Source organism: Fibrella rubiginis, assembly GCF_017353185.1.
Taxonomy (GTDB): domain Bacteria; phylum Bacteroidota; class Bacteroidia; order Cytophagales; family Spirosomataceae; genus Fibrella; species Fibrella rubiginis.
In genome coordinates, this window is the sequence record NZ_JAFMYV010000005.1 from 63,759 (window position 1) to 77,978 (window position 14,220).

16 protein-coding genes are annotated in these 14,220 nt (G+C 53.3%); 9 read left to right on the top strand and 7 right to left on the bottom strand.

Annotated elements, in window-relative coordinates; genetic code table 11:
* The first annotated feature begins 252 nt into the window (after positions 1-252).
* Positions 253-834: a DUF4230 domain-containing protein gene (locus J2I47_RS11375; protein WP_207364706.1), complete on the top strand. Its 582-nt coding sequence runs from the start codon at positions 253-255 to the stop codon at positions 832-834.
* Positions 835-959: 125 nt separating this feature from the next.
* Entirely contained in the window at positions 960-1,517 is a 558-nt protein-coding gene (locus J2I47_RS11380; RefSeq protein WP_207364707.1) for a YqgE/AlgH family protein, read from the top strand.
* A gap of 30 nt (positions 1,518-1,547) precedes the next feature.
* Here J2I47_RS11380 and J2I47_RS11385 read toward each other — a convergent pair whose 3' ends face one another.
* A complete protein-coding gene (locus tag J2I47_RS11385) occupies positions 1,548-3,971 on the bottom strand; it encodes an ABC transporter permease (RefSeq protein ID WP_207364708.1) in 2,424 nt (807 codons plus the stop codon).
* 370 nt (positions 3,972-4,341) lie between these two features.
* Between J2I47_RS11385 and J2I47_RS11390 the strand changes: the two genes are divergently transcribed.
* The 6 genes from J2I47_RS11390 (at position 4,342) to J2I47_RS11415 (ending at position 8,230) form a co-directional block, all read left to right on the top strand.
* The gene (locus J2I47_RS11390) at positions 4,342-5,085 is read left to right on the top strand and encodes a porin family protein (RefSeq protein WP_207364709.1); all 744 of its coding nucleotides are present in this window, start codon (positions 4,342-4,344) and stop codon (positions 5,083-5,085) included.
* Positions 5,086-5,095: 10 nt separating this feature from the next.
* Positions 5,096-5,575 carry an NADH-quinone oxidoreductase subunit A gene (locus tag J2I47_RS11395; RefSeq protein ID WP_207364710.1) on the top strand — a complete coding sequence of 160 codons (480 nt, stop codon included), beginning with the start codon at positions 5,096-5,098 and terminating at the stop codon, positions 5,573-5,575.
* A gap of 130 nt (positions 5,576-5,705) precedes the next feature.
* A complete protein-coding gene (locus J2I47_RS11400; RefSeq protein ID WP_207364711.1) occupies positions 5,706-6,125 on the top strand; it encodes a glycine zipper 2TM domain-containing protein in 420 nt (139 codons plus the stop codon).
* Between the two features lie 31 nt (positions 6,126-6,156).
* Positions 6,157-6,450: a hypothetical protein gene (locus J2I47_RS11405; RefSeq protein ID WP_207364712.1), complete on the top strand. Its 294-nt coding sequence runs from the start codon at positions 6,157-6,159 to the stop codon at positions 6,448-6,450.
* Between the two features lie 213 nt (positions 6,451-6,663).
* The gene (locus J2I47_RS11410) at positions 6,664-7,164 is read left to right on the top strand and encodes an NADH-quinone oxidoreductase subunit B (RefSeq protein ID WP_207364713.1); all 501 of its coding nucleotides are present in this window, start codon (positions 6,664-6,666) and stop codon (positions 7,162-7,164) included.
* Positions 7,165-7,282: 118 nt separating this feature from the next.
* Positions 7,283-8,230: a D-2-hydroxyacid dehydrogenase gene (locus tag J2I47_RS11415; protein WP_207364714.1), complete on the top strand. Its 948-nt coding sequence runs from the start codon at positions 7,283-7,285 to the stop codon at positions 8,228-8,230.
* A gap of 94 nt (positions 8,231-8,324) precedes the next feature.
* Here the strand turns inward: J2I47_RS11415 and J2I47_RS11420 are convergent, their stop codons facing one another.
* The 6 genes from J2I47_RS11420 to J2I47_RS11445 all read right to left on the bottom strand — a co-directional run bounded on the left by J2I47_RS11420 (position 8,325) and on the right by J2I47_RS11445 (position 13,481).
* A complete protein-coding gene (locus J2I47_RS11420; RefSeq protein ID WP_207364715.1) occupies positions 8,325-8,870 on the bottom strand; it encodes a YceI family protein in 546 nt (181 codons plus the stop codon).
* Between the two features lie 21 nt (positions 8,871-8,891).
* Positions 8,892-9,581 (bottom strand): hypothetical protein, encoded by a 690-nt coding sequence (locus J2I47_RS11425; RefSeq protein WP_229374530.1) that lies wholly within the window; start codon positions 9,579-9,581, stop codon positions 8,892-8,894.
* Positions 9,582-9,677: 96 nt separating this feature from the next.
* Complete coding sequence (locus J2I47_RS11430) at positions 9,678-10,190, bottom strand: QcrA and Rieske domain-containing protein (protein WP_207364716.1); 513 nt, start codon at positions 10,188-10,190, stop codon at positions 9,678-9,680.
* 76 nt (positions 10,191-10,266) lie between these two features.
* The gene (locus J2I47_RS11435) at positions 10,267-12,006 is read right to left on the bottom strand and encodes a porin family protein (RefSeq protein WP_207364717.1); all 1,740 of its coding nucleotides are present in this window, start codon (positions 12,004-12,006) and stop codon (positions 10,267-10,269) included.
* A complete protein-coding gene (locus J2I47_RS11440; RefSeq protein WP_207364718.1) occupies positions 11,987-12,562 on the bottom strand; it encodes an RNA polymerase sigma factor in 576 nt (191 codons plus the stop codon). The genes J2I47_RS11435 and J2I47_RS11440 overlap by 20 nt, the downstream gene beginning before the upstream one ends.
* Before the next feature lie 244 nt (positions 12,563-12,806).
* Positions 12,807-13,481, bottom strand: coding sequence for a beta/alpha barrel domain-containing protein (locus J2I47_RS11445; RefSeq protein WP_207364719.1), 675 nt, complete (start codon positions 13,479-13,481; stop codon positions 12,807-12,809).
* Between the two features lie 207 nt (positions 13,482-13,688).
* Between J2I47_RS11445 and J2I47_RS11450 the strand changes: the two genes are divergently transcribed.
* A complete protein-coding gene (locus J2I47_RS11450) occupies positions 13,689-14,186 on the top strand; it encodes a DUF8785 domain-containing protein (protein WP_207364720.1) in 498 nt (165 codons plus the stop codon).
* Positions 14,187-14,220: the final 34 nt, after the last annotated feature.

Consider the following 14,220-nt stretch of genomic DNA (forward strand, 5'->3'; position numbering starts at 1 on the left):
CCCCGTGCATGTCGACCCCAGCGGGGTCGCATCTTTGTTAGAGTATTGCGAACGTACCCTGAAACAGTTGTTGCTGTACTTAACTTATACAGAGAGACTTAAGCTGACAATAACAAAGATGCGACCCCGCTGGGGTCGACATGCACGGGGGCGGGGACTTCTCTACAAAGACCAGACCCCGCTGGGGTCAATGGACCGCTGCCTATTGCCCCGCTACGTCGGACCGCTGCCACTGCCCACTATCTTTACCCCATGAATAAACTCGTTCGTCTTGGCTTGTGGGGGTTGCTGATTGTAGGGTTGCTGGCCCTTTGGGAGCAGATCCGCACGGCTCCGTTCATGGGTCGTTTCACCCGGCAGCCCGACCAAACCAGCCATAGCGTGGTGCTGGAACGCATCACGGCCCTGGGCAAGCTGGAACTGGTGCGCTACACGTTTAAAGATATCGTCGAACACGAGCAGGTCAACGCCATTTTGCCCAACGCCCGCGCTGTGCTGATCGTGGAAGGCGAAGCCGTGGGCTGCATCGACCTCACCAAACTTACCCCCGCCGACGTGACTACCCAGGGTGATTCGTTGACCATCCGGTTGCCCAAACCAGAACTCTGTAGCTGGAAAATCAACCATGACCGCTCCCGCGTATATGACACCGATTACACGTTCCTGAACGAAGCGCAACTGGTGAGCGATGCCTACCGCCGGGCCGAGCAGCAGGTGCGGGCGTCGGCGTTGCAAAGCGGTATCATGGACAAGACAAGTCAAAACGCCGTCTTGCTGTTGCGCCCTATGTTAAATCAGCTGACTGGCAAACATGTTGGCGTTTTAGTGCAATAATGACGAGCCAATTGCCTCAGACTGAGCACAAAAGGCCTCGCCTGACCTGTTGCTAATTTTTTTGCATCCATGCCGTCACGAATGCTAGTTTACCGTATTCTTGTGGGAATCAGCGCACAACTTATATGAAAACGTCGACCATTGCCCGAAATAGCCTCTTGATTGCCGAACCCTTTCTGGGCGATGCCAACTTCGAGCGGAGTGTGGTGGTGGTTTGCGAACATACCGAAGACGACGGTACCTTCGGACTGATCCTCAATCAGAGCACTACGCTTAACGTCAGCGATGTTATCGACGATATCTACGCCGACATTCCGCTGTTTGTGGGTGGCCCCGTCCAGCCCGATACGCTGCACTACATTCACCGCCGCCCCGACCTTATCGACGGGTCTATTCCGCTGGGCGAAGGCATTTACTGGAGCGGCAATTTCGAACAGGTAAAGCAGGCACTCAACATAGGCACCCTCACCGAAGCCGATGCCCGGTTTTTCATCGGCTACTCAGGCTGGGAGTCGGGACAATTGACCCGCGAACTAGACGAAAAAACCTGGATCATCACCCAAACCGACGCTAATTTTCTCTTCGATACCCCCGCCGATCAGCTTTGGCGCGGCATTCTCAAGCGTATGGGCGGCCAATACAAGGTCCTCTCCAACTACCCCGTCGACCCCCGTCTTAACTGAAGCAGGTCGGGATTGGGACGGGGTACGTTTTTATTCACTCTTCAACACGTCTACCGGATTGCGTCTGGCGGCTTTTATGGTCTGCGACCCGATCATGATGAAGGCAATCAGCAGCACCGTCAGCAGGCCAACAAACAACTCGGCACCCTGCACGGGAGTGTGATAGGGGAATTTGGTAAGCACCACGCGTTCAAATAACAGGTATGTCACGGGGAGCGCAATAAGTGCCGATATGGACAGCAGCACGAGAAAACCGCGACTTAACAGGTAGACCAGGTTGCCCGAACTTGCTCCCATCACCTTGCGGATGCTGATTTCCTTCAGCCGGGTTTCGGTAGTAAAGACCATCATGCCGAATAAGCCCATCGAAGCAATAGAAATAGCCAGGATAGACAGGAAGCCGATGATCTTGATCATGGCCGAAAATTCGCTATAGGCAGCCTCAATGGCGTCGTTATAGAATTCGGCCTCGAAGGGGTGTATACGGTCTATCTTCTTCCAGGCAGCCTCTATCCTGGCCCGAGTGGCGAGCATATCGGTACTTTGAATTTTGGCGTTGACAACGGCCCTGTCTTCGGCTGTCCAGGGCATGAAAGCTACCGGCTCGATGAGGTTATCGACCTTGCCGTAGTGAAAATCTTTCATCACCCCAACAATGGTCATTTTGCGCCTGTGCAGCTGGAAATTGCTAAACGTAATCTGCTGGCCTATTGCCTGCTGAGGATCATTGGTTGCGATGTTGAACCGCTTTAAAACCTGCTGATTCACAATTACTTCGCTCACGGCGTTGGCTGTGGCGGGTCGTGTGCTGAAATTACCCCCGGCCAAAAGCTTGTACCCATGCAGCGGCAAATAGTTTTCGTCGACGTGGTTGGTCATCACCAGCGCCGAATCGCGCGAATCGGCGTAGGTCATGTAGCCACCCCAGGCATTACCAATGCTGGTGATAATCAGCGACCGCGACAGGGCTGTTACCTCCGGTATCTCGCCCAGTTCCTTGAGCAGTGCATCGGGTTTGTTACCCTGCATATTGATGTTCAGGATGTTTTCCGTGCGAAACCCCAGGTCGAAGGCAAGTATATGTTTATACTGCACATAGCCAACGGCGGTGGTCGTGATAAAGATCAGGGTAAGCGTGTATTGAACCACAACCAAAGCCCGCCTGAGTGTGACGTACTTAAACCCCTTCGCCGACGACGCGTTTCGAAGTGTACTGATTGCGCTAACTTTTGAAAAGAAGAACGCAGGCATGAAACCGGCCACAATGCCTACCATGACCGAAAAGATAATGAAAACGATAGCCATAGCGGGCGTCAGTTCCAGCTTCACGGTGCGCTGTATTTCCGGGGCCAGACTTAAGAGTTGTGGCCGCAGGGCCAGAAACAGAAGGTAGGAAAGCAGCAGAGCAGCCAGCGAAATCAGGACGGCTTCCATCAGGAACTGCTGCCAGATTTGGCTTTTTCCGGCACCAATGGCTTTGCGAAGGCCTACTTCCTTAAAACGGCGCATGGCTCGCGCCATCGATAGGTTTGTGTAATTGAAACAGGCCGACAAGACTACCACGAGGGCCAGCCCGGCCAGTATCCAGAGCACTGCCGGGGGCATATGAGGGCCACCGGAGCCACTCCCCTCCGAGCGACGAAGACTCTCGCCAACCACAATGTCAGACAGGGGAAGCAGCCCAAGCTGAATTTTGGTGTCGGCTTCGGCCAGGTTTTCTTCCCTGGCAATGGCATCGAGTTGCGATTGAATGGACGGTATATCGGCATGTGCTGGCAGCAGGAGGTACACGTAGTTTGCCGATATGTTTGTCCATTTCTCGAAGTTGCCGTTGGTTCTGTTGAGTTGCTCGGCCGTTGCAAGAGATACCAGGGCTTCAAAGTCGATGTGTGAAAAAAACGGAACGTCTTTCATTACACCGGTCACTTGATAGTCGAGCGCGTTGATAGTGAGGGATTTACCCAGCGCCGGTTGGTTACCGAACAGCTTTTTGGCGGCTGTTTGGGTGAGCACAATCGAGTACGGGTCTTTGAGCGCCGTTGCAGGATTGCCTTCCAGCATCGGAAACGTGAAGACATTGAACACCGACGGGTCGGCCCAGAACCCCTTGATAGGCAGCGTTGTGGTGCCAACGGTGGCATCCTGCGCAAAGTCGTTGCGTAGTATTGCCACGTTCTCAATGCCGGTTATTTTCTGCCGAATCAGCTTGCCAGTCTTTATAGATGCGGTGGCGAATTTGCCGCGCTGCTCCTGGTTTTCGGTCAGCGAACTGGTGATGCGGTAGATCCGCTCCCCGTTCTTGTGGAACTTATCATAGGAGCGAAGGTCGAGCAGGAACGCGATCAGCAGTAAGCCGACAGACATACTAATGGCCAAGCCAACAATGTTGATGGCAGAGAACAGCTTGTTTCGCAGCAGGTTGCGGGCTGCTGTTTTGAGGTAGCTTCCGATCATGGGTTGACACGTGCGTTGTTGGCTAAGAAAAACGCTCATAATCTAGTCGACCAAATCCAGTGCCAGCTAGTATACATGCCCAAATTGGGCTTTGCAGGCCATTGTTGGCTGTTCTTGCTGGTATGATTGTCCCAAAACGGACAATGCCAGTCCTGGAACGGACACGCCATTCATATGGGGTTAGAAACGGTTCTTAACCTTTTTTACGCCAACTTTGTAGGTGACTCTGCCAACGTTTAGCGTTAGAAGAGGGTCAAGTGAAGAGTGTCTTCTGTTTAGGGTCTTGCGTCTTCTATTGGCTAACCCAGGCGTATTCCGGCGATAGCCAACAGAAGACACTCTTTTAACGATTTCGTTTCAACTTCCCTTCATGCGTATCCATCCACTTGTTGTTTGTTTGCTGAGTGCTTGCCTGCCCCTGGCAGCGTTGGCTCAGAACCCCGCTGATTCAACAGCGACTACCCCTGCCATGTCGGCCACCGCAACGCCGGTTTCTGTGTCGTCGCAAACGATGGCAGCCGATGCCCCAGATCCTTCAACCAAACTTAAAAAGGGACAGATTGCTCCCGGCGGCTACGGCCCCAGTGCACGCGTATTCGACGGGCACTTCGGGTTCAAAATAGGTCCATCGCTCACCGAGGCACCCATTGATGGTGTATCAGGCACGTTTGTGAAGCGGAAACTCGACTTTCACCTCGGCTTCCTGTACCGCTATCGCTTCTACAAATTCGTGATCCAGCCCGAACTGCTGTATCAGATCAAAGGCGGCACCTACCAGCAATTGGCTATTGGGTCGAGCAACCGGATTACCACCGAAAATAACTTCAACTACGTTAGCATACCCATTATGTTGGGATACATGCCTACCGAAGGGCTGACGTTGCAGGCTGGGCCGGAGTTTAGTTTCGCCGTAAAAACCACCAACGGCCCTCAAACCAACCGCGACACGGGTATTGCTGTTGGCGTTCACTACGACTTTCTGGATATGCTCGACAAATTCAGCCTGAACCTCCGCTACGTTTATGGACTGACCAAGATCCCCGAAACGATCAACAGCACCCTCCAAAACCGCGCTTTCCAGGTATCGCTGGTGTATAATTTCTATAAAAAATGATTTCCTAGAAATGCTCTCCCAGTTCGGCATCATGTTCCTCTTTATCCTGACCGCATTTGCGTTCATCGGGGGCATTTTGCTGTTTGGAAAATTGCTCCGGCCCGACCGGCCTACTGAAGAGAAGCTGACAACGTATGAGTCGGGCGAGGAGCCGGTGGGTAATGCGGGGGTGCAGTTCAATCCTCGTTTTTATGTTGTGGCCCTCGTTTTTGTGCTTTTCGACGTAGAGCTGGTGCTGCTGTTTCCGTGGGCCACGGTCTTCGGTCAGCCCACGCTCATTGCCGAAACGGGTGGCCTCTGGGGCTGGTTTGCCCTCACCGAAGCCGTCGTTTTCGTCGTCATTCTAGCCCTTGGGTTGGCCTATGCATGGGCAAAAGGGTATCTTGACTGGGAAAAGCCGCAACCCCAACTTCCAACGGTCGCTACAAAGGTGCCGACCACTCTTTATGAGCAGGTCAACGAACGGTATAAACGCCCGACCACACCCTAGCCTATGGCTACTTGTAGTGCTGTTTAGTTTAGGGCCTGCCGCCCTTTTCGCTCAGTCTGTTTCCCGGGAGTTATACAAAATCAAAGTTGTACTGAATGATGGCGAACGACTGCATGGGTTTATTGAGTCCATGACAGATTCGACCCTGACGGTAGCTGAGGATAACGACCGAATGTCGTTTAACCGGCGTAGCAGTGCCTGGAACACGGTTGCCTTTGCTGCTATCAGGCGGGTAATCGTGAAACGCACCAGTAAAAAACAGAGCCGAGTCAGTGGGGCAATTGTAGGAGGATTGCTGGCGGGCGTTGCCGGAGTGGTCAGTAGTCAGAAGAATCAATTTCGCACCCCATCATTATCAATCGTCAATACTGTACTGGCTACGGGTGCAGGTGCTTTGATCGGCATGGTAGCCGGGCACCTGATTGGCAATACGTCGCGGTTTGTGATACGGCCTGCGGGGTCAGACCCGGAAACCATTGACCGTAGTATCAGGCTGCGGTTAGAGCCATTTTTGTACGACTCTCAACCGCGATTAATGAAGAATCAATGATTCGGTATTTAGTTATTTACCCTTGACGTGTATGAAACCGAATTTACTGTTCCTGTTATTGCTCTTCGCTGTTGTGCAGGCTTCGGCCCAAACTGTCGAATTACAATCAGGTACTGATCCGCGCGATGTTAAGCTGTATCGGGCCACGGTGAAAACCATGTCGGGCGAGAGGATCAGCGGTGTTTTCTACGCCATGACCGATTCGACCCTTGTCTTTTTTGCCAATAATCGGGCTGCGATCAGGCAGTTTAGAGCCGGGCAATTGCCTGAATTGTCTGTGCTGAAGATGAATCCTGTGGCTGATAGCCACGCCCACAACGATTGATAACACAATTATTGGTGTTCTATTAGGCCTTATGGCCCCAGGTATGACGTTAGGTTTCGTTATACAAGGTCTTATCCCCCGGGCAACAGAGCGAATTACGGGGAGAACGAGGTATCGCCAAATCGATTACAACCGCCTTAGCCGTTATACCGTAGTGCGCCAGTTCTAGCCACCAACCCCGAACCGGCGCAGGCCGCTGACTGTTCCGTTTTCATGAATCCGACGCCCACCCCCGACACCACCAAATCTGCCGAACACGGCGTGATGTTTCTCACCGCTGAAGAGTTACTGAACTGGTCGCGGTCGTCCTCGTTATGGCCGCTCACGTTCGGGCTGGCTTGCTGCGCCATCGAAATGATGCAGGCGATGGGGGCTAACTATGACCTCGAACGGTTCGGCATTTTTCCGCGTCCCTCGCCCCGGCAGGCCGATATTATGATTGTTTCGGGCACCGTCACCTACAAAATGGCCGACCGCATCCGCCGCCTCTACGAGCAAATGGCCGAACCGCGCTACGTGATCTCGATGGGGTCCTGTGCTAACTGCGGTGGCCCTTACTGGCAACACGGTTACCACGTGGTGAAGGGCGTTGACCGCATTATCCCCGTCGATGTCTACGTGCCCGGCTGCCCCCCCCGTCCCGAAGCCCTTATCGACGGATTTTTGAAGTTGCAGGAGAAGATCAGGAATGAGCGTATTTTAATGACTAAATGAGCGAATAAGTGATTGAGTGAATTGGGGCGCGAGTCTTTCTCTTAGGTTGACGCAATTGCAATAAAGAAGGGTGCTTGTGCAGCAATCCATATGGTTCACTCAGTCACTCATTAAAAAGATGAACATCGTTTTCCTCGACGCCCGCACGGTGGGTCACGAACCCAATCTGGCTCAGTTTGAGCAGCTTACTGAATCTACGGGTGGTGAGTTTGTCTCTTACCCAGAAACAACTATCGACCAAACCGCTGAACGGTTGCAGGGTGCCGACGTGGTGATCACCAACAAAGCCCGCATTACCCGCGAGGTGCTCGATGCCTGCCCCTATCTGAAACTGATTTGCGTAGCAGCCACCGGTACCAACAACGTGGATATGGCTGCGGCAGCAGAACGAAGCATTCCGGTGAAAAACGTGAGCGGTTACTCTACCCACAGCGTGGCCCAGGAAACGTTTACCATGTTGCTGAGCCTGCTTAACTCGTCTCACTATTACGACCAGTACGTGAAATCAGGGGAGTACAGCCGCGAAACGATTTATACGCACCTGGGGCGACCCTTTTGGGAATTGGCGGGCAAGCGATTCGGCATTATTGGGCTGGGGGCTATTGGGCGGCAGGTGGCACAGATAGCCGCGGCCTTTGGGGCGGAGGTGGTCTATTTTTCGGCCTCTGGTCAAACGTATGACGTACCCTATCAGGTCCTGTCTCTGACAGAATTGCTGCGTACCTGTGATGTCGTTTCGATCCACGCGCCGCTAACGGATAAGACAAATAACCTGCTTACTTACAGCGAGTTAGGGCTTATGAAGCCTACCGCCTTTTTACTGGCTATGAGCCGTGGTGGCATGGTAAACGAAGCCGATCTGGCGCGCGCCCTCGACGAGGGTAAACTGGCTGGGGCAGGTGTCGATGTGTTTGTGCAGGAGCCAATTTCTGCCAGCCATCCCTATCTGACTATGGCTCACCCGGAGCGCATGATATTGGCCCCACACATTGCCTGGAGCAGTATCGAAGCCCGCAAAACGCTCATGAACCGCGTAGCGGAAAATATAAATCAGTTTAAGGTTTAACGTCTAAGGTTCAAGGTTGGTTGACGCAAGTGTACTCACGCCGCACCGGCGGACCGGCAAGCCAACCTTGAACCTTAGACGTTAAACCTTAAACTCATTTAAACGCCAGCGAAAAGGCCAGGCTAAACTGGTCTTCGGTGGCAAGGCCAAGAAGTGAAGGTCGTTCGATGCCGTAGTCTGTCAGTTTCAGGTCGAATTTGCCGTCCATCACCATCTGTCCATTCACGTCGCGGCGCGTAACTTTCACGCTCACGGGCTTCGTCACGTTATGGAAGGTGAGCTTTCCGTTGGCCGTTAAACTACCATCGGGGTTGGTCTTCACGTCCTGGCTGCTAAACGTCACGTTAGGATATTTGAGCCCTTCAAGCACCTCAATCATGTGCGAATCGCGGTTTTGATTCTGGCTGTCGAACGTAGCGACACGGATGGCTACGGCCACGTTTTGAATCTGCTTGGTCGCCTCGTCATAAATCATGGCGGCGTTGACATCGTGGCTCACACCATCCCACTTGTGCATGGGGTGTACCATTGAATACGTGACCGTCGACTTGGTTTTGTCGGCTACCAGTTTGCGTGGGGCAAGCACAGGCTTAAAGGCCAGTACTATACTGACCAGCAGGCACATAGCAAAAAGTTTCATGCTGAATCTTCGGGATTATGGTCAGAATTTCAGAACGATGATAGCCGTGGCGAAAGCGCCGAACGTGGTGTAGGCGGCCGCGCGGTGGTATGGCTTTAGCGTGTAATCTTCCTGAATTTTTCTCGCCAGAATATTGGTGGCAATCATGCCTGCCATGTGTACAATAGCCAGGTATTTATGCAACTTGATTGTGCTCAGACCCCGCCGTTGCCCTACGGCAGGTGGTGGTGCGGTCAATGAAAGCAGGGCGGTAGTGCCGTAAGCAATGTTGATGGCTGTGGCGGTACCCTCATGCCATTCACGCAGGCGGGTATAGTCTTCGCCGGTAGCGTTATACAGTTTCGCCCCCAATATGCCCTGCGCTACAAAGCCGGCTAATGTAACGAACCCCATCACCTGATGCAGTTTCAGCATTGACCGCCGTATTTTCAATTCTTTTTCGCGGCGTTCCAGTGTCAGTTCGTGACCACCAAACAGGCGCACCAACCCTTTTTTGCCCCAGACGGCCCGTTGCGTAAACAGCATATGGTCGGGCAACAGAGGTGCGGCTGTCGAATCGGTTAGGCCCGATAGCAGGGCATCGGCCGACTCGGTGGGTTGTGGTCGCGTAGTGTCGGCCACGGGCGCCGTGCGGGTAGTATCCTGCGCCCACGCAACTAGTGTAAGAAAACCCAGGCAAAGGGTAAGCAGTGTAATGCGAAAGCAGATCATAGAGATTGGGGCTCCTGAGAAGAACGGTGAACCGTTTGCGGCGACCATTACACTACGCAACGGTCGCCGCCTGTCGTTGCAGAAAATCACCGCTGATTAAGCTTTTACCTGAAGTTTGTTGCCATCTGTAGACAACACAGTGGTGTACTTTTTCAGTGCTATTGTAGCAGGACCTTTGTTTACCGAACCGTCGGTCTTGAATTCCGATCCGTGGTTGGAGCACTTGATGTCGTCGTTGGCAAGTCGGTATGATAACCCCTCCAGTTGCGCATGTGTGCATAGTTTCTGCAGGGCAACATAACTACCCCCCTTCACCCTGACAACAAAAACGTCGCCGATCGTTTTAGAATTACCCTCCGTTTTCAGCGTACTCAAATCGGAATTGGTTAGATCGAGCGTGAAGTCAAGGGCGGCACCTGTGGTTGTGCCCGTAACGCCTGTACCGGGGTTGGGGGTGGGTACCGTTGGTGTAACAACGGGGTCTGACGACTTACACGAGGTCATCGTGCCCATGCAATAAAAAGCCATTAAGGCAGCGCTGCTCATGCCGAGACTACGCATAAAATCGCCGCGAGATAGAGTCGCTTGTTCTTCTGATTGGGTTTTCATATGTTTTTGGTTTAAGATTAAGTGTAGCTACACGTATTCAACGCGAATGACTACTGTGAACTGATATTAAATTTTTTTACAGGCTGTATTTCAACCCAACAAACGCACCCGTACTCAAGAGACGCACTTTAAAGAAACCCACCTGCTGTAGTGGAATCTTCATAAATGGCTCAACCTGCCACGATAAATGCCGCGCCAATGGACGTTCATAGCCGACCGACAGATTGACGTTGCTAAACCCAAAACTGCCGCCAGGTTTACCTGCCAGCAAATTATCCCACATTAGCCTGTTTTTGGTAATGGCTGGGTTGGTGGGATCGGCGTAGGTATAGACGTAGTTCTCGTGTTTGATAAAATAGCTGGTCAGGCCGGCGCTGGCAAACCACCGCGCTGGAGGCATGCCGTCGCCCATGGGCCTACGAAGCCAGTCGTAGCGTAGGTTGACGGGTATATCATACATGGTGCAGGTGCCCGCAATACTTTCGGGCTGCGGTGTCCAGGTCCACGGAAAAACGTAGTATTCCGATTCGGTCTCGTATTTTTTGGTGCTGATTATAGCCCCGGTTTGCACCACAAAACGCTCCGACAGTCGGTATTGAAACATAAGGCCTGCGTTAGACCCCGGTTTGGTGAAGTCGCGCAACCCGATAGCACTAAAATCGGGCGAGAAAACGGCCATCACACTAAGCCGTTGCCTGGGCAGAAACACCCGTTGTGCGGGCCGGTCGAAGTTGTCCCATTCTGGCTCCTGTAGCGTCGACAAAGGCGTGGTTTTTACCGACGTCAGGGCGGTGGCGGGGCTTACCATGGCAAATTGCAGCCGTTCTACTGTCGCTATGTCAGCGGGCTGACTGGTTCCTGATGTACCCGGTTCGGCGGGGCGCGCACTGACCTGTGGTGTGGCTTGTGGTTGGTCAAGAAAGCCCCCTAAGCGTTTTACAGGCGTATTTGCTGATGAAGTTGGCTCGGGGGAGCGATCTGACCAATGTCCATTGGGTGCTGTTTTTACTGTTACGTTGCTTGTGCCTGCCACCACTCGCCTATCGGCAAGCGTAGGTTTGGATTCTCCGGCTTGTTTTCTGGTTGGCAAACTGGTTTGGTTTAATGCTATAACCAACTCGTTGTCGCTCTCGTCTTGTTCGTCGACTGGTTGCTTATTAGCCGCTTGCTTACGTTTTACTGCTTTTACCCTGGCCAACTTGCCAGATGCGGTACGAGTGCTGTGCTCAACAAGCAGTGGGTTGTGAGCCGGACGGCCGTCTGCTGCGGGGTCTTGGGTGGCACCTGTTGATGTGCGGAGCTTTTGTACCGCCAGGTTTTGGCGTTCCAAGGGCACATTGGTTGCCGCCCGCCGCCGCCACTGCCCGGTTGCTACCCGTGAACGCGCTGCCCAATCAGGCGTTGCAACGGGAGGTTTTACTACGCCGGGAGTGGGGCGGCTGTCGGTGAGTTGGTAGGCTGTGGCCTTGCGCTTGGCTGTGCTGTTGGTGGCATTGGTAGTTACCAGAGCACGTTCGGCCTGTTGAGGTTTTTCAGCTGTCTTTTTTGAATTAACAGATTGATGAAGCGTTGATTCGACCATTGGGTTGGCCGCTACAGTGGTTACTTTCCGGGCCCACCAGAGGGTCACGAGCAACAGCCCGGTCAGGGCTGCCGCGCCACCCCAAACGCGCCACCGATCATAGAATCCCTGCCGGTCGTGTTCGTCCAGCCGGTTGTTCATGTCGGTCCAGTGCGCAGGGTCGAAAGGGACGTCAAACTCTTCAGCCGATTTTCTGAAGAGGTCGTCCAGATGGTCATCGGGCCACTCTTGCATACTCATCGTTCGTTTTTTTTTGTAAAATGAGGCGCAGCTTTTCCCGCGCCCGTGCCAGATTCGATTTCGATGCCCCCACCGAAATGCCCAGTTGCCCGGCTATTTCATCGTGGCTAAAGCCGTCTATGGCGTAGAGGTTAAACACCAGCCGGTAGGCGGGCGTTAGCGTTTGCACCACCGAGAGCAGGTATTCGTGCGAGAGACCGCTGACAGCATCGGCATCACTGCTCGATATATGTTCGGCGGCTATCAGATCATGCTGACTGTGATACTGTACTGTTTGCCGGTAGTGATCTGTTGCGGTGTTGATCAGGATTCGTCGGAGCCAGGGTTTAAACGGTTGTTCAGCATTGTACTGGTTCAACCGGGTAAACACCTTCAGAAAACCATCATTCAACACTTCCACGGCTTCTTCACGAGTTTGGGTATAGCGTAGACAAACGCTCATGGCATACCCGTAGAACTGCCGATATAGCAATTCCTGACTACGCCGGTTTTGGCGCAGGCAACCTGCCAGCAGGTCGGGTAACGGCGGTATGATTGGGCTACCGGCCATTTAGTAGGGTTTAATAGTACGGATATGGGTCTCGAACCGATCAAGGTGATGGCGTTATGCCTCTCAACCTCGACAAATCTTCATTTTTCAGGGCGGTGTTTCCCGCGAGTGGTGTGCTGCATAAGAACCGTAGTTTTCTGTGTGAGATAGACATCGGAACCCGTTCATTAAGCAGTACGGAGGGGTGTGTAATGGGGTTGCGTGGGGTGTATGAAAAAAATATGCCGTCTGGCATCGTATCCGGCTACGACGAGGTGAGGGGTGGTTGCCGCAGTGCCAGCCGGTTTACGCCTGCCGCCACCAGTTGTTCCATCTCAGCCTCGGTAGCCCCGTCGGCGCAGATTGTTACGCTCACCGAACGGGGCACCGCCTCGCGGAATGCCAGGGCTTTTTCCAGCGAAAAGGGATGAACCGCACATTCTCCGAAAGGCACTATCGGGGCACCGGTGGCATTTTTAAGGCCATCTGCTCCGGCGTCGGTGGCCGTTTTTATCATCTTTATCAACTGTGTTTCGTCGAGCAGTGCCGATTCCAGCACCACCGTCAGAGGCCGTTCGCGGGCGTGGGCGACAGCTACCAGTTTGGCCAGTTCAATCTTGATCCAGACCGACGTAGGCGAAAACAGGGCCGAGGTATTCAGCACTACGTCGGCGGCGTTGGCACCATCGGTAAAGGCGAGTTCAAGTTCCTGTTGCTTGATTTCCGTGCGCCCATGGCCAAATGGGTAGCCTACAGCCACGCTGAGGGTGGCAGGATGGTTGTCGCCGAGTTCGCGGCGGTGCTTTTTCACCCAAAATGGAGCCACCACCAGCCCTGCCAGGCCTAGTTGGTGCATCTCGTCGAGGGCGGCATACTGTTCGGCAATGGTCACGTCGGGGTGAAGCAGGGTACGTTCTATATAAGGGAACAGGTGATTCATAAAGATTTGGGATTGGGGATTGAGAATTTCGGGTTGGCTGAGGCAGACGTAGCTTCGCGATAGGATTACTCCGTGCGAAGCTACGTCTGCCTCAGCCATCCAAAATTCTCAATCTCAAACTCTCATCCCTGTCAACGTGTTAGGGTTTGGGAATCACGGCTAACTTTTTGTTGATTTGCCCGCAACATAACTTAATCACAGACGCTTATGCGCTTTTTCACCTACCTGCTTGTTTTTGCTCTGCTCGTCCTGGGCGTTTTATACCTGCTTACGGGCTGGAGTTTTTCCGACGGCGAACGGGCCGGCACGGTCTCAAAATTCAGTCGCCGGGGGTATCTGTTCAAAACCTACGAGGGCGTACTGAACGTGGGTGGCTTTTCGGGTGAGACGGGTTCACTGACACCCCAGTTTTTCGATTTTTCGGTAAAAGATGAGTCTACAGCCCAGAAAATTACTGAAGCCGTGCGAACGGGTCAACGCGTGACACTGCACTACGAAGAAAAAATCCTGCGCCTGCCCTGGAATGGCGACACCAAATATTATATCACCAACGTAGAGTTTGTGGGTGGCAACCGAATGCAGCAGCTTCCTGGTGACCAGTCGGCCGTGCCGGGTTATCAATCAGGTCAGCCGCAGCCACAACCCGTTCAGCCACAAGCTCAGCCAGCCCAGCCGCAAACACAGGCTGCCGATTCGACGTTGTAACGGATCAGAGACAAGGGGTAAGAAACAAGAAACA